Source organism: Pseudoalteromonas sp. NZS100_1 (assembly GCF_015864285.1).
Taxonomy (GTDB): domain Bacteria; phylum Pseudomonadota; class Gammaproteobacteria; order Enterobacterales; family Alteromonadaceae; genus Pseudoalteromonas; species Pseudoalteromonas arctica.
Map to the genome: position 1 here is coordinate 226,616 of NZ_JADYXN010000001.1, position 16,359 is coordinate 242,974.

The 16,359-nt window shown below is 39.1% G+C and carries 11 protein-coding genes; 2 read left to right on the forward strand and 9 right to left on the reverse strand.

The window, feature by feature from the left end:
* Positions 1 to 70 precede the first annotated feature (70 nt).
* Positions 71 to 2,335: a phosphoenolpyruvate--protein phosphotransferase gene (ptsP, locus tag I6F66_RS01015; protein WP_166420203.1), complete on the reverse strand. Its 2,265-nt coding sequence runs from the start codon at positions 2,333 to 2,335 to the stop codon at positions 71 to 73.
* 29 nt (positions 2,336 to 2,364) lie between these two features.
* On the reverse strand, positions 2,365 to 2,883 hold the full coding sequence (rppH, locus tag I6F66_RS01020; RefSeq protein ID WP_002958704.1) for an RNA pyrophosphohydrolase: 519 nt from the start codon (positions 2,881 to 2,883) through the stop codon (positions 2,365 to 2,367).
* A 683-nt stretch (positions 2,884 to 3,566) separates the two neighbouring features.
* On the opposite strand from rppH, the gene mutH reads away from it, so the two are divergent.
* Positions 3,567 to 4,238, forward strand: coding sequence for a DNA mismatch repair endonuclease MutH (mutH, locus tag I6F66_RS01025; RefSeq protein ID WP_024589993.1), 672 nt, complete (start codon positions 3,567 to 3,569; stop codon positions 4,236 to 4,238).
* A 197-nt stretch (positions 4,239 to 4,435) separates the two neighbouring features.
* Here the strand turns inward: mutH and eno are convergent, their stop codons facing one another.
* From eno to rlmD, 5 genes are all read right to left on the reverse strand, one after another.
* Entirely contained in the window at positions 4,436 to 5,734 is a 1,299-nt protein-coding gene (gene eno / locus I6F66_RS01030) for a phosphopyruvate hydratase (protein WP_024589994.1), read from the reverse strand.
* A gap of 112 nt (positions 5,735 to 5,846) precedes the next feature.
* Positions 5,847 to 7,481 carry a CTP synthase gene (locus tag I6F66_RS01035; protein ID WP_010553216.1) on the reverse strand — a complete coding sequence of 545 codons (1,635 nt, stop codon included), beginning with the start codon at positions 7,479 to 7,481 and terminating at the stop codon, positions 5,847 to 5,849.
* 162 nt (positions 7,482 to 7,643) lie between these two features.
* The gene (gene mazG / locus I6F66_RS01040; protein ID WP_197208504.1) at positions 7,644 to 8,441 is read right to left on the reverse strand and encodes a nucleoside triphosphate pyrophosphohydrolase; all 798 of its coding nucleotides are present in this window, start codon (positions 8,439 to 8,441) and stop codon (positions 7,644 to 7,646) included.
* Between the two features lie 2 nt (positions 8,442 to 8,443).
* Positions 8,444 to 10,600 carry a GTP diphosphokinase gene (gene relA, locus I6F66_RS01045; protein ID WP_010553214.1) on the reverse strand — a complete coding sequence of 719 codons (2,157 nt, stop codon included), beginning with the start codon at positions 10,598 to 10,600 and terminating at the stop codon, positions 8,444 to 8,446.
* 8 nt (positions 10,601 to 10,608) lie between these two features.
* A complete protein-coding gene (gene rlmD, locus I6F66_RS01050; protein ID WP_165739867.1) occupies positions 10,609 to 11,934 on the reverse strand; it encodes a 23S rRNA (uracil(1939)-C(5))-methyltransferase RlmD in 1,326 nt (441 codons plus the stop codon).
* Positions 11,935 to 12,043: 109 nt separating this feature from the next.
* Between rlmD and barA the strand changes: the two genes are divergently transcribed.
* Positions 12,044 to 14,818: a two-component sensor histidine kinase BarA gene (barA, locus tag I6F66_RS01055; RefSeq protein WP_197140007.1), complete on the forward strand. Its 2,775-nt coding sequence runs from the start codon at positions 12,044 to 12,046 to the stop codon at positions 14,816 to 14,818.
* An 82-nt stretch (positions 14,819 to 14,900) separates the two neighbouring features.
* On the opposite strand, the gene pdxJ is transcribed toward barA, so the two are convergent.
* Both pdxJ and recO read right to left on the reverse strand, forming a co-directional pair.
* Positions 14,901 to 15,632, reverse strand: a complete 732-nt coding sequence (gene pdxJ / locus I6F66_RS01060) for a pyridoxine 5'-phosphate synthase (RefSeq protein ID WP_007581734.1) — start codon at positions 15,630 to 15,632, stop codon at positions 14,901 to 14,903.
* A 22-nt stretch (positions 15,633 to 15,654) separates the two neighbouring features.
* The gene (gene recO, locus I6F66_RS01065; RefSeq protein ID WP_024592970.1) at positions 15,655 to 16,347 is read right to left on the reverse strand and encodes a DNA repair protein RecO; all 693 of its coding nucleotides are present in this window, start codon (positions 16,345 to 16,347) and stop codon (positions 15,655 to 15,657) included.
* Positions 16,348 to 16,359: the final 12 nt, after the last annotated feature.

Below are 16,359 nucleotides of genomic sequence, written 5' to 3' on the forward strand. Positions count from 1 at the left end.
GAAGGTTTATATATTAAAGGATTATAAAACTAATAGCATCTGTGTATGCAAATTAATTAGGTGTACAGTATTATTTGGGGGTGTAAAACAAATCACCTAATTTATGCTCTAGCATAAAGCTTCGCGTTAAACGTAGTACTTGTTTAGCTGTCGATTGCGCTAAACATTCACTTAGTAGTTGTTCCATGTCACTGACATTTAAACGCCTAAGTACCCACTTTACTTTATTAAGCGATGATAAGTTCATACTAAGGCGCCTGTAACCCATGGCAATAAGTAAAATAGCCCCTTCAGGATCGCCGCCTAGTTCACCACACAAACTAAATGGCAGTTCATATTGCTCACATTCGTGCGCCACTTTATTTAGTACTCTTAGTACACCAGGGTGATAAGGGTTAAAAAGTTCGGCTACACGTGCGTTAGCCCTGTCTACTGCTAATAAATACTGTGTTAAATCGTTACTACCTACTGAGCAAAAATCGACTTTTTTTGACCACTCTGGAAGCATAAATACACTTGAAGGTACTTCTAGCATTATTCCTATATCAGGTCTTTCTATGGTTTGCTCTGGGTATTTTTCACTTAACTCAAAATAAGCCTGCTCAAATAACGCAAGTGACTCATCAACTTCTTCAGTGCCACTGATCATAGGGAGCATTATTTTTAAATTACCCAAACCAATATTTGCTTTAAGCATCGCTTTTAGTTGGTCTAAAAATAACTCTGGATGATCAAGACTAATACGAATACCACGCCAACCTAAAAATGGGTTTTCTTCGGTAATATTAAAGTAATCAAGTACCTTATCGCCCCCAATATCCAATGTACGCATAACCACAGGATTAGGATGATAGCTAGTTAGTACTTCTCGGTACCAGTTTTCTTGCTCTGCTTGCGAAGGAAACTGACCCTTTTGCATAAACCACGCTTCGGTTCGATAAAGCCCCACACCGTCACAAATATGCGCGCTACTTTGCTCAGTATTAAGCTCAAGGCCTGCGTTTAATAATAAGCTAACATGCTCACCGTCAAGCGTAATTGATTCTGAATCTTGCTCTGCTAAAAAGCGGTTATTTAGTAGGTTATCTTGATGCTGTAACTCTGTGTATTCGTCCATCAGCATTTGTGAAGGCGATATATATAAACGCCCAGCAAATGCATCTAAAATCATCGGCTTGCCATTAAACTGCAGTAAGGGTAAATCCTCTATACCCCAAATAGCAGGAATGCCCATCGCACGCGTTAATATAGACGCATGGCTATTTGCAGAGCCATTTACACTAACAACGCCAGTTAAGTGACCTTTTGGCACTTCAGCAAGCATGGCGGGTGTTAAAGTGTTAGCAATTAAAATTGTATTGGGTGGATAGTTTTTAACAGCGTGCTCGGTATTTACAAGATGATGCAATACACGAAGGCCAATGTCTTTAACATCAACAGCACGCTCTTTTATATATGGGTCTTGCATGGCATTAAATTGAGATATTAAACGCTCTATTACAATTTTTAAGGCGCTTTTAGCACACCAGCCTTCCTGTAATTGCATTTCAACATTATGACCTAAGCTTTTAGCATCAAGTAATTGTTGATACACATCAAATACCGCAAGAGCTTCGTGCGGAATAGAATCGCTTAGCGTCATCGATAGGGTATTAAATTCTTTGCGCGTTGCAGCTACAGCCTGAGTAAACAAACGACGCTGCTCAGTGACGTCACTGTCTTTTAAAAGCTCAATAGATTTAAAATCAAGTTTTGGTAATACAACAAATGCTTGTCCTATACCTATTCCTGGCGCGCTCGATACACCTTTTAAAACAGATGTTTGATGAGATGATTCATCTTGGCGTAGTATTTCTTTAATTTCAGCATGCGCTAACTGTGAAGCAAGTTGGGCAGAAAGCGTTATTAAAAACGACTCTTCGTCTTGGCTAAATACACGTGCCATTTTTTGTTGGACAACAATAACGCCCAGTACTTTTTTTTGATGAACAACAGGTACAGATAAAAAAGCGTTATAGCCTTCTTCGTTTACTTCGGGGGAGAGCTTAAAACGAGGATGCGATTTAGCAAATGCAATATTAATAGGTTCTTCGCGTTGCGCTACTAGGCCAACTAAACCTTCGGTAAAACCAATTCTAAACTTACCTACCGCATCGGGGTTTAGCCCTTCGGTTGCCATAAGTACAAAATTGTCCTGGCTGTAATCTGCAAAATAAATGGAGCAGCACTGGGTTTTCATGGCATCTTTAACCATTTGCACAAAGCACACTAATGCACTGTCTAAATTCGCTTGTCGCGATACAGACTCCGCAATAGATCTCAGTGTAGCCAGCATGTCCTGCTCCTTTACTTATTCTAAATTAACTACCTTTTGCTTCGCCAATGATCTTTATGTTGTTCTCTCTTATTAAAAGGCATCGCGAAAGGAGCAAACTCTTTCATTACACGTCGATAAACATCCCGTTTAAACGATACAACCTGTCTTACAGGATACCAATAACTTACCCAGCGCCAATCATCAAATTCAGGGTGATGGGTTTTGAGTAAATTTACATCTTCGTCTTTACAGCGTAACTTTAGTAAAAACCATTTTTGTTTTTGCCCAATACACACCGGACTAGAGTCTCGGCGGATTAATCGTTTGGGTAATTTATAGCGTAACCAATGTTTTGAGCTTGCGACTATTTCTACATCTTCTGGTCGCAACCCTACTTCTTCGTGTAATTCACGGTACATGGTTTGTTCTGCAGTTTCGCCATCATCAACACCACCTTGGGGAAATTGCCAAGAGTGTTGACCATAACGTCTGGCCCAAAAAACCTGTCCCTGATTATTGCAAATCACAATTCCGACATTGGCACGAAAACCTTCGGCATCAATCACCTTAGTGCCTCATTTGTAAGTCGATTTTTTATGATTGTTCCACATTAGCCGCAATACGGCAAATACTATTATACCCAACCCGATTAGTAAGCTAAGTTTGAGCTTTTAGTACATTGATAAATTATGGAGAGTGGGTAAATATTTGGAAAATAACTTAACAAGGCTATTGCGGTTCTTGTTTTCCTCTAGTTACTCACAGTTTGTGCATAACTTTTGTAAAACACGCTCATTTTGCAAACAAATCCACAATATTAGATCTAAAAACTTGGCTTCTCCACAGATTCTGTGGATAAACATGTTCATATAGTTGTATTTATCCTTACAACTTTTAAATTGCTTAATCAAAACTGAATGTACAACATTAAAAAAACCAACTGAGTCAGTAACTTAAAGTAAAGCAGCTTAATTTCGATATGTTCAAAATTAACTCAAACAACAAGTGAGCAAAAAACATACAGCTCTAGTGATATCCACGGCTTAGCCTATTTGCTATCATGGCTATGATATTTATACAACCGAAATTAAGAATACTAATTACGTTGAATTGATATTTATAATCGCAATAAAAAGTAGCTCAATAACAAAAAACTATCATATGCAGTTTCTCCGCATAAGTAATTTCAACGTAGTTAGTGAGTTGTTAAACCTCTATAATATTCATATTTTAATAAAATTGGCATGACATGCGACCTACAAAACCACACTCAATAAACGATTTAATGCAACGCGTTAATAATATTGCCGGATTAACTCTAGGGCAGCTTGCTAACAAGTATAATTTTAAAACGCCAGATGATTTACTGCGCGAAAAAGGTTGGACTGGTCAGTTAATTGAATATGTACTAGGTGCTACTGCGGGCTCAAAACCACTTCCTGATTTTGAAGATTTAGGAATTGAGCTAAAAACACTCCCTATTTCCTATAAAGGTAGGCCACTAGAAACGACCTTTGTATCGGTTACACCCTTAATGAACGTTACAGGAATGACGTGGCATACCAGCTCTGTACGTAAAAAACTAAATCATGTTTTATGGCTGCCAATTTTAAGCGAACGTGATATTGCCCCGTTTGATAGAACCATTGGCAGCGGCTTTTTGTGGCAACCCTCACCTGAACAGGACGCTTTATTACAGCGCGACTGGGAAGAGCAAATGGAGCTAATTGCGCTAGGTAGAGTCGACGAAATATCAGGCCATTTAGGCGATGCGATGCAAATACGCCCTAAAGCAGCTCATAGCAAAATAGTGACTGATGCTATTGGTCCAAATGGGCAAATAATTAAAACCCTACCCCGTGGCTTTTACTTAAAAACCAGTTTTACAGGTGATATTTTAAAGCAGCAGTTTCAGCTTTAACTGTGTTATAAAATATTAAAACTTAAGTAACCTTTAATATTATTGCCGCCACCCTCTTTCGCTCTGTGCGCGCGCCAGCAAGCTTAACCCTACAACTTATTCTCATATCTTTGAAAAAGTATCAGGCATAAAAAATCCCCGCTTATGCGAGGATTTTATCATCTAAAATTAAAAATTAGATTCTATATAAAATAGAATTACTGACCTTTAACTTCTTTAAGACCGTTGTACGGTGCTTTATCACCTAATTGCTCTTCAATACGTAGTAATTGATTGTACTTTGCAACACGGTCAGAACGGCTCAATGAACCTGTTTTAATTTGACCTGCAGCAGTACCAACCGCTAAATCAGCAATTGTTGAATCTTCAGTTTCACCAGAACGGTGAGAAATAACAACAGTAAAACCAGCATCTTTAGCCATTTTGATTGCAGCTAAAGTTTCAGTTAAAGAACCGATTTGGTTAAACTTAATTAAGATTGAGTTAGCAATACCGTTGTCGATACCACGTTTTAAAATCTTAGTATTTGTTACAAATAAATCATCACCTACTAATTGGATTTTATCACCCATTAGTTTAGTTTGATGTGCAAAGCCATCCCAATCAGACTCATCAAGACCATCTTCAATAGAAACGATTGGGTACTGATTAGTAAGATCTTGTAAGAAGAAGTTAAATTCTTCAGAAGTGAATTTTTTGCCTTCACCCTTAAGGTCGTAGATGTTTGCTTCTTTGTCGTAGAACTCAGATGCAGCACAATCCATCGCTAAAGTAATATCTTTACCTAGCTCGTAACCTGCGTTTGCTACAGCTACTTTAATTGCAGCAAGAGCCGCTTCGTTAGATGCAAGGTTTGGTGCAAAACCACCTTCATCGCCAACCGCTGTTGAATGACCATCAGCTTTAAGTACTTTAGCAAGGCTATGGAATACTTCAGCACCCATGCGTAGGCCTTCGCGGAAGTTTTTAGCGCCAACAGGTTGGATCATGAATTCTTGAATATCTACAGAGTTATCTGCATGCTCACCACCATTGATGATGTTCATCATTGGAAGTGGCATAGAGTAAACACCTGGCGTGCCGTTTAAGTCAGCGATATGTTCATAAAGCTCAACTTTTTTAGACTGTGCAGCTGCTTTCGCGGTTGCTAGTGATACAGCTAAGATTGCGTTTGCACCTAATTTTTCTTTATTTTCGGTACCGTCTAAATCTAGCATCACTTTATCTACAGCGCTTTGATCTAATGCACTTTGGCCTTTTAAAGCATCAGCAATTTCGTTATTGATATAACCAACTGCTTTTAATACACCTTTACCTAAGTAACGTGATTTATCACCGTCGCGTAACTCTAATGCTTCACGAGTACCAGTAGATGCGCCTGAAGGTGCTGCTGCACGACCCCAAGAGCCATCTGCTAAATGTACGTCTGCTTCAACAGTTGGGTTACCACGCGAGTCCATAATTTCGCGACCGATTACTTTTACGATTTCTGACATCTTGATTCCTCTATATTCCCAAAATGGTGAGTTCAGCTAACTTTACTACGTTTTATATAGCTTAGTCAGCCCTTAAAACAAAAAAGCCGTGCAATATGCACGGCTTTTAAAATTACGAATTCGCTTTTTGGTGGATATGCGCGGCTGCTACAAACCCTTCAAACAACGGATGACCATCACGTGGAGTTGACGTGAATTCCGGGTGGAACTGCGCGGCAATAAACCATGGGTGATCTTTATTTTCGATAATTTCTACCAGTTTTTTATCTTCTGATAAACCAGTAAAGCTTAAGCCTGCTTTTTCAAGTATTTCTACAAAGTTATTATTTACTTCGTAGCGATGACGATGACGTTCAACAATTTCGTCGCTGCCATATACTTCGCGTACTTTAGAACCTGGTGTTAAATGACATTTTTGTGCGCCTAAACGCATAGTGCCACCTAAATCAGATTTTTCGCTACGTGTTTCAACATTACCTTCAGCATCTAGCCATTCAGTAATTAAGCCAACTACTGGCGCTTCTGAATTTGCATTAAACTCTGTAGAGTTTGCATCCGTTAAGCCTGCAACATTACGTGCATATTCAATTAATGCTACTTGCATACCTAAACAAATACCTAGGTATGGTACTTTATTTTCACGTGCGTATTTAGCCGCTAAGATTTTACCCTCAACACCACGTCCGCCAAATCCACCTGGTACTAAAATAGCATCTAAGTGTGAAAGTAATTCAACACCTTTGTTTTCTAAATCTTGTGAATCTACGTATTGAATATTAATTGTTAAACGGTTTTTAAGGCCCGCATGCTTTAATGCTTCATTAACCGATTTGTACGCATCTGGTAATTCAGTGTATTTACCAACCATACCAATTGTCACTTCACCCGTTGGGTTAGACTCTTGATAAAGTACTTGTTCCCACTCAGCTAAATCAGCTTCTGGTGGATCTAAGTGAAAACGACGACATACGAAGTTATCTAATTCTTGCGTTTTTAATAGCGCTGGAATTTTATAAATGCTGTCTACGTCAGGTAATGAAATAACCGCTTTTTCTTCTACGTTTGTGAATAATGAGATTTTTGCACGCTCATTATTAGGTAGTTTACGGTCTGAACGACAAATAAGAATATCTGGCTGAATACCTACTGAGCGTAACTCTTTAACAGAGTGCTGAGTTGGTTTTGTTTTAACTTCACCTGCAGGGCCTAAAAATGGCACTAACGTTAAGTGAATAAATAGCGCGCGTTCGCGGCCAATTTCAGTTCCCATCTGACGAATTGCTTCAATAAACGGTTGTGATTCTATATCACCTACAGTGCCGCCAATTTCTACAATAGCAATATCATAACCTTCAGCACCGTCGTATACACGTTGCTTAATATCGTTAGTGATATGTGGAATAACCTGAATAGTAGCGCCTAAGTATTCACCACGGCGCTCACGACGTAATACGTCTTCATATACACGGCCTTGTGTGAAGTTATTACGACTAGTCATTTTGGTACGAATAAAACGCTCGTAGTGACCTAAATCAAGGTCAGTTTCTGCGCCGTCTTCTGTAACGTAAACTTCACCGTGTTGAATTGGGCTCATTGTGCCTGGGTCAACGTTGATGTAAGGATCCAGCTTTAAAATGGTAACATTTAAACCACGGGCTTCTAAAATAGCGGCCAGTGAAGCTGCGGCAATACCTTTACCCAACGAAGAAACAACTCCGCCAGTAACGAAGATAAATTTTGTACTCATGCGAACCCTAGAATATCAGGAATTAAAAGGAATATAACACCCAAAGAAGAGCCTAAGGGTATATCATCAAGACGGGGCGAAATTGTACCAAAACACTGCTTATCAATCCAGCTAAAATTAGCTAATGCGCGCACAAAAAATGTGCACTATTTAACATTAAGCCTATTTTACTTTTTTAATCGCATCCCATGCGCTGTCCATTTCTTCAAAGGTGGCTGTATCTAAGCTTTTACCTTGCGCATGCAAATAGGCGTTTACCTTTTCAAAACGCGCTGAAAACTTATCATTAGCGCTACGAAGCAGTTGTTCGGGATCTCGTTTAACATGGCGTACAACATTAACAGTGGCAAAAAGTAAGTCGCCGAGCTCTTCCGCTGTATGATCAGATAACGGGTCTTGCTCAATCGCTTCTTTTACTTCAAGCACTTCTTCGCTCACTTTATCAAGTGCACCATGATACGTTGGCCAATCGAAACCAAGTGCGGCAACCCGTTGTTGAATTTTTTTGGCTTTACTTAAGCTTGGCATATTGGCAGGAATATCTTGCCAAAAAGAAGGTGATTCTGTTTGCGCTTTAGCACTGCGCTCTTGTGCTTTGATTGTTTGCCACTGGTGCGATAGCTGCTTATCTGTTAGCTCTTTTTTATCGCCAAATACATGCGGGTGACGACGTGTAAGCTTATCGTTTAATTGCTCCACTACATCATTAAAATCAAATAGATTTTGCTCTTGTGCAAGCTGCGCATAAAAAATAATTTGAAATAACAAATCACCCAATTCACCTTTATGCTCATCTAAGTTGCCTGACTCAATACAGTCGGCAACTTCGTATGCTTCTTCTAGTGTATGCGGCACAATAGATTTAAAATCTTGTTTGAGATCCCACGGGCAACCGCCCTTGGGATCTCGCAGTGTTTTCATTATGCTAAGAAGTTGTGTAAGCGCTGCATTATCATTCATGATTAATGACCACGCTTGGCATCGTGTACACCTTCAATTTGGTGTAACTTAGAAAGAACACGGTTAGTACCCGATAAGTCATGTACTTCTATTTGCATCGTAAATATAGCTAACTGATTATCTTCAACCGTATTTACGTTCATATTTAAAACATTTACTTTTTCGTTAGCAAGTACTGAGCTTATATCGCGTATTAGGCCTGAACGATCGGTTGCTTCTATTTTAATACTTAGTGCGTACGAGCCGTTGATATCATCAGACCAACTTACCGAAATAACACGCTCTGGATGCTGATTTTTTAAGTTATTAAACGAATCACAGTCTTCCTTATGAACACCTATTCCTCGACCTTGCGTTATATAACCTATTATCTCATCGCCAGGGACAGGACGACAGCATTTGGCTACATGGCTCATTAAGCTACCAACGCCATCAACCACTATGCCGTTTTTGTCACCGGTTACTTTGCTAGGCGCTTTAATACGAATAACCGGTTCATCTTCTGTCCGATCACTTACAAAGTTAAGCATTTGATTGAGGCGTACATCGCCCGCACCAATTGCAACCATTAAGTCATCAAGTTCTTTAAAGTTAAAACGCTTGATGGCTGGCTCTAAATCTTTGTATGTTAAATTAAGCTTTTGTAATTCACTGTCGAGAATTTCTTTCCCCGCACTTAAGTTTTTGTCGCGGTCGAGCTGTTTAAACCAGTGATGAATTTTAGCTCTAGCACGCGATGACTTAATATACCCTAATGATGGGTTTAACCAATCACGACTTGGATTTGGTTGTTTTTGGGTCAGTATTTCTACCTGATCCCCAGTTGTAAGTTGATGCGTGAACGGCACTATTTTGCCGAATATTTTTGCACCAATACAACGATGCCCCACATTTGAGTGAATGTAGTAAGCAAAATCAAGCGGTGTAGCGCCAAGTGGTAAATCAATAATATCGCCGCTTGGGGTAAATATGTATACGCGATCTTCTACTACTTGGTTTTTAAGCTCTTCAGCTAAATCACCACCATCGACTACTTCTTCTTGCCATTGAAGTAACTTACGCAACCAGCTAATTTTTTGCTCATAACCCGAGCCGCGTCCCGGTAATGCACCTTCTTTGTACATCCAGTGTGCAGCCACACCCAACTCAGCATCTTGATGCATATCGCTGGTACGAATTTGTATTTCTACTGTTTTACCTTCAGGCCCAAATACTACGGTATGGATTGACTGATAGCCGTTTTGTTTTGGGGTTGCTACATAGTCGTCAAACTCTTTATTAAGATGACGCCAATTGGTGTGCACAATACCCAGCGCTCCATAACAATCTTGTAGGCGTTCAACAACGATACGCATTGCACGAATATCAAAAAGCTGATCAAACTCGTAGTTTTTTTGCTGCATTTTTTTATAAATGCTGTAAATGTGCTTGGGGCGGCCATAAACTTGGGCCTCTATGCCCGCTTCACTTAAACGGTTTTTTACTTGCTCAACCATATCTTCCATATAGGCTTCGCGCGTAAGACGTTTGTCGTCAAGTTGTTTGGCTATGCTTTTATAGGTGCCTGGGTGCAAATATCTAAACGATAAATCTTCCAGTTCCCACTTTAATTGCCCTATTCCTAATCTGTTTGCCAATGGTGCAAAAATATCAGCCGTTTCTTTAGCGGCAATGACGCGGTCTTCTTCATCCGCATTTTTTACATTACGTAAATGACATACCTGCTCGGCAAGCTTAATGACCACGGCGCGCACATCTTCAACCATGGTTAATAACATTTTTCGAATATTATCAACTTGCATAGTTCCTTTACCTTGATGCGATAAAGTACTAATAGTGGCCATTTGTGCAACCCCAGTTAACAGCATGGCTATATTACTACCAAGCTGCTCTTCTATGGTTTCAAGTGATATTAAATCGTTTAAAAAATACGGGGTTAAATACGCAGTAGCTAACGATTCGGGGTCGAGATTTAGCTCAGCTAAAATTTCAACCATTTCGATTGCAGTAGTTTGCCTGCTTTCATTATCACATTTTACGCAGAGCGCTTGCGCTTTAGTAAGTAGCTCTGTTTTTTCTTCAGACAAGGCAAGAAATGAAAGCCGAGTGCTAAAATCTGTTGTCTCATCTTGTTGATGTGATTGTCGTGTAGCTACCATAATGCGTTCTACCTCCGTTGAAATAACGCCATAGTTTCAATATGCCCTGTATGAGGAAACATATTCATTAGCCCAATTTTATTAAGATCAAAGCCAGCTTGTGAAATAATTGCGCTGTCACGGGCTAAAGTAACAGGGTCACAAGAGACATATAAAATAGTTTTAAACTGCTTTAAAGATAATTGCTCTAATACAGCCATTGCACCAGTCCTAGAAGGATCGAGTACAAGCACATGTAAGTTTTTACTAAACCATGGGGCGCTCTGTATGCTTTGCGTTAAATCAAAGCAATGAAACTGCGCATTGGTAATAGAGTTAGTTTGCGCATTTTGAGCAGCCATTGCAACCGCTGAAGTCACACCTTCTACGCCAATTACAGATTTTGCTTGTTTTGCCAACACTAATGAGAAATTACCAATGCCACAAAATAAATCCAATAAATTTTCATCACCTTTTAAATCAAGCCAATTTGCGGCTTGCTTTAACATAGCTTCGTTAACTTGCGCATTTACCTGAATAAAATTACCTAAACCAAATTCAAATTTTAGATCAAACTCTTTAAGATAATAAAACGGCATGGCTAAGTGTGAATGCTCAATTACATCGCTCTCGCTTTGCCATACAACTTCAAACTGTTGGCTTTTTGTTATGTGCTCAACCAAAGCCTTTGTATCATCGTTAATTGCTTTAGTGTGACGAATAACAACAAAGTTTTTCTCATCACTTTGGCATAACTGTAAATGGCTTATACTGTGCAGCGCTTTGTGTTGATTAATTAAACCATCAAAAAGTGTAAAAACATCTGCAAATACTTCATCAAGTACTGTACATTTATTAATACTGACAATATTTTTTGAACCACTGGCTCTGTAACCCACACGCATTTTTTTTGCTGCTTTATCAAACATAACGGCTATGCGAGCGCTGCGCCTGTAATGCACAGACTTACTTAATAATGGAGCTTGCCAGTTTAAGCTGTTTAATTTAGCAAACTTACTAAATAGCTGAGTAACTGCAGTTTGTTTTTCTACAACTTGTTGGCTTACTTCTAAATGCTGTAATTGGCAGCCACCACACTGATTATAGTGCTCACAAAAAGCGTCTACTCTTGATTCACTCGCTTTAATAACTTTAATTACTTTTGCACTGCTGTATTTAGCTTTATCTTCGACGAGCATTGCTTTAACTGTTTCATTTGGTAATGCACCGCTTACAAAGCATACTTTATTATTATGCTTAGCAATGCCACGCCCTTGATGATCCATTCCCGTTATATTTAATTCTAATGTTTGTTGCTTAAGCGGTTTTTTTTTCGCTTTAAAAATTTGCGCCATTAGGCATTACCTTCAGTTTATTTATGAAGCACCTATATTTAGATGCTTTAGAATGCGTGTTGAACCGTATATACTCAAATCATACTAATAACGATAAAACGCTCCCATTATGACCAAATTAGGCTTACGCGATTCTGTTTTAACACTGACCCTGATCCCAACGGTGATCATAGGATTACTACTTGGTGGCTATTTTACAATAAATCGTTACATTGAGCTTGATGAAATTTTATATCAGCAAGGTACTACTATTTCTGAGCCCCTTGCTATTGCGCTTGAGCAACCCATGCTCGAAAAAAACAAACAGCTATTGAATCGCCTTATAAGCTACACACATAACAAGCACTCCCCTACAATTAAGTCGATTGCAATTTTTGATAAAAATAATGCGCTATTAATGACGAGTAATTATCACCGCTCATTTGAAAAGTTAATTAATCAAAAGACGCTCATAAATTTAAAAACGACCCACGTGCAAAAGTCAGATGAGCTTGTTACATTCTTCACGCCCATTATTAACCATACAAGTCACGACTCTAAATGGGACCCATCTGCTTTTCAGTCATCTTTGGGCACCGTTATTATACAGCTAAACAAAGACCAAGCGGTTATAGGGCAGCAACGTGCTTTATTAATTAGCGGTATTGTAATTATTTTATCATTGGTGTTTGCAGCAATTTTAGCTTTAAGGTTAAGCCGCATGTTTATGACGCCGCTTAATAAGTTAGTACTTGCAACCGACAAGTTAGTCGAAGGTAAAAGAAGTACTGGCCTTAACGACAACATGATAGGTGAATTTGAGCTATTGCGAGAAGGCTTAAATACCATTGCTCACACTATGGTGATGCAAAAAGATGAAATGCAAAAAAATATTGATCAAGCAACTAGCGACTACCGTGAAACACTAGAGCAATACGAAACTTCAAATATAGAACTCTCGTTTGCAAAAAAAGAAGCTCAAGATGCTAACCGCGTAAAATCAGACTTTTTAGCTAAAATGAGTCACGAACTTCGTACTCCGTTAAATGGTGTTATTGGATTTACACGCCAGCTTTATAAAACACCACTAAACAAGCATCAAAAAGATTATCTCGACACTATTATGCTATCAGCAAATAGTTTAATGACTATTATTAGCGACATTCTAGATTTCTCCAAACTAGAAGCGGGTGCAATGGAACTTGAGTCGATTCAGTTTCAACTTCGTGATGCTGTAAATGAAGTGATGACGCTACTCGCTCCTAGCGCACACGATAAGCAATTAGAGCTATCCATTTACATTAACCAACAAGTACCAGATGACTTAACGGGCGATCCCACTCGCTTTAAACAAGTGCTGATAAACCTATTAAGTAATGCGATTAAATTTACTGAAAAAGGCTCCATTAAGGTCGACATAAGCCATCGGTTACTCGACGACGAACGCACCTCTTTACTTGTGTCAGTAACAGATACTGGCGTGGGTATACCTATGGATAAGCAAGACTCTTTATTTACTCCATTTGGGCAAGCAGACTCAAGCATTACACGTAAGTTTGGTGGTACAGGTCTTGGCCTCATTATTACTAAGCATATTGTTGAAGCGATGAATGGCCGCATAACATTAAACTCTGCACCAGGTAACGGTACCTGTTTTACATTCAATAGTGTGTTTAGTTTGCCCAATCATGTATTTACTAACGACTTACCGACTAAATCGCTCATTGGTAAGCGTATTTTGTATTTAGAGCCACACGAGCATACACATCACGCTGTACTTTCGTTATTGACTCAATGGGAATCAAGCGTAACGGCATGTTTTAACGAGACTAGCTTTTTAGACGCTATAAAAAATACTGAACATAAATATGATGTTTGCTTAATTGGCCATATGGCATCAGTTGATGATATGCAGCAACTAAAAAGCTATGTGAAAGCCGTGCGTGAATCTACTGATTACTTATATTTAATGCTTAATACTGTATCGCACAATATGCGAGAAGCCTTTATAGGCAGCGGTGCTGATGCGTGTTTAAGTAAACCACTTAATCACCGTAAGTTATGTGAAGTACTTGCTGCACCTTACAGGCTTGACCACCCTACTCATAATATTGAACAAAACGATCAAGCTTTGCTGCCGTTAAAAGTATTAGTTGTTGATGATAACGATGCCAACTTAAAACTTCTCCATACTTTATTAAGTGAACAGATTGAAGTAATAGAAACGGCACATAATGGTTCACAAGCATACAGCTTAAGTAAAAGTCATAAATACGACATAATTTTTATGGATATTCAGATGCCAATTATGGACGGTATAACCGCATGCAAGCTTATACAAGAATCATCACTTAATGAAGATACACCCATTATCGCTGTAACGGCACACGCCCTTCAAAGCGAAAAAGAGCAACTACTAAAAGATGGCTTTAAAGGCTATTTAACTAAGCCTATTGATGAAGATATGCTTAAACAAATTATTAGCGACCATAGTCCACAGACCCCGGTTAATCGCGATAAAGCTAAAACAGATACACCACAAAGCCCGGCTCCATTTCAAAGTAGTCGAATTGATTGGGCACAAGCCCTGCAGCGTGCTGGAGGAAAGAGCGAGTTAGCGCTAGAGATGCTTAATATGCTACTTCTAAGCGTCCCTGAAACTCTTAAATTGCTTGCTAAAGCGATAGAGAGTAATGATTGTCAGCAAGTCTTAAGTATTGTCCACAAGTTTCATGGTGCATGTTGCTACACTGGTGTACCAAAACTTAAATCACTCGCAGAAACAATTGAAACATCACTTAAAAATAAATGCTTGTTAGAGAATATTGAACCTGAATTATTTGAGCTACAGGACGAGCTTGAAAACTTACTTGCTGATGCAAGCGTAACTGAGTTACAAAGATAAGCTTTGAATTTTAGATACAAAAAAACGCGGCATTAACCGCGTTTTTTTAATTAAGCTTTTTAAATACTTATGTAGAATCGTATTACATTCTTGCTTCAATCATTAATCGTTTCATATCGCGTACGGCTTTATCGAGTCCATCTATCGCTGCACGAGCAATAATAGCGTGGCCAATATTTAGCTCATAAATCTCAGGCATCGCGGCAATAGGTTTAACGTTATGGTAATGAAGACCATGGCCAGCGTTAACAATCAAACCTAAGCTTGCTGCGTATTTAACACCTTCACGAATATGCTCTAACTCTTTGTGTAAATCAGTATCATTTGTTGCATCAGCATACGCGCCTGTGTGTATTTCTACATAAGGAGCACCACATTCTTTGGCTGCATCTAGTTGTGCTTTATCTGCATCAATAAATAGCGATACTTTAATACCCGCGTCGGTAAGCGTTTTTGTTGCGGCTTTAATTTTATCTATATTACCCGCTACATCTAAGCCGCCCTCGGTGGTTAACTCTTCGCGCTTTTCAGGTACTAAACACACGTACTCGGGTTTTACTTCAAGCGCTATTTGTATCATTTCATCGGTAACAGCGGTTTCAAGATTCATGCGAGTTTGGATAGTTTTAGCCATCACATAAACGTCGCGATCTTGAATATGGCGTCTGTCTTCACGTAAGTGAATCGTAATACCGTCTGCGCCTGCATGCTCTGCTACACTGGCTGCATGGGCTGGATCTGGGTAACTTGTTCCACGCGCTTGACGAAGTGTTGCAATATGATCTACGTTTACACCCAAAAGAATATCTTTCATTTTCTTACCTGTAAAATTACGTTTATTGAGAGGCCATAAATAGCTCACGGCTTTTTAATGGTTTACTACCTAATAAGGGTTTTAATAAATAGCGACTTAATTGCTTTGCCATATATAGCACATCACTTTGGCTAAAGTCATGATTTGCTATGGCGTTGAGTTGTTTGCCACTAAATCCAGAACGCGTATCTTCTTGTATTAAAAAACCAAGTTCGGGGAAATAACTATACGTCTGCTTTTCATCTATTGGTTCACCACTGGCATCAAAACTAAAATCCACGCCATAACCGAGTAATTCCAATAATTGAAATTCGTACGAGCGAAGCACTTCTTGTAAATTGGCTCCGCTGTTTAGGTTTCCTAGGTGGGATTTATATAGCTCAAATACTTGTTCAATTGGCTCATTAACAGGAACGATGCGATTAGTTAGCTCATTCAAATAAAAACCACAATAAAGCTCATCACCTTTTAAAAAGTGCGGGTTACCATGCAGTTCAAACTTATTGATATATTTTAAATCGTACTTGCCACTGTAATTAACAAGGAGTGCCTGGAACGGCTGAAGTTGTGCTTTATGTTTAGTGGCCTGGCGACCACTAATTCGGGCCAGCATTCTTAACTGACCAACGCCTTCTACAAGCATATCTAACATTACCTGGGAGTCACTATAAGGACGCCGATGTAATAAATACGCGGTGTAGAAGTCGCTATCCATTCACTAAGCTAC

Bases quoted from the DNA above. Each gene is read 5' to 3' on its own strand.
- relA (WP_010553214.1), bottom strand. From the start codon at position 10,600: ATGGTAGCTACACGACAATCACATCAACAAGATGAGACAACAGATTTT.
- rlmD (WP_165739867.1), bottom strand. From the start codon at position 11,934: ATGGCGCAAATTTTTAAAGCGAAAAAAAAACCGCTTAAGCAACAAACA.
- ptsP (WP_166420203.1), bottom strand. From the start codon at position 2,335: ATGCTGGCTACACTGAGATCTATTGCGGAGTCTGTATCGCGACAAGCG.
- eno (WP_024589994.1), bottom strand. From the start codon at position 5,734: ATGTCAGAAATCGTAAAAGTAATCGGTCGCGAAATTATGGACTCGCGT.
- mazG (WP_197208504.1), bottom strand. From the start codon at position 8,441: ATGAATGATAATGCAGCGCTTACACAACTTCTTAGCATAATGAAAACA.
- recO (WP_024592970.1), bottom strand. From the start codon at position 16,347: ATGGATAGCGACTTCTACACCGCGTATTTATTACATCGGCGTCCTTAT.
- I6F66_RS01035 (WP_010553216.1), bottom strand. From the start codon at position 7,481: ATGAGTACAAAATTTATCTTCGTTACTGGCGGAGTTGTTTCTTCGTTG.
- pdxJ (WP_007581734.1), bottom strand. From the start codon at position 15,632: ATGAAAGATATTCTTTTGGGTGTAAACGTAGATCATATTGCAACACTT.
- barA (WP_197140007.1), top strand. From the start codon at position 12,044: ATGACCAAATTAGGCTTACGCGATTCTGTTTTAACACTGACCCTGATC.
- mutH (WP_024589993.1), top strand. From the start codon at position 3,567: ATGCGACCTACAAAACCACACTCAATAAACGATTTAATGCAACGCGTT.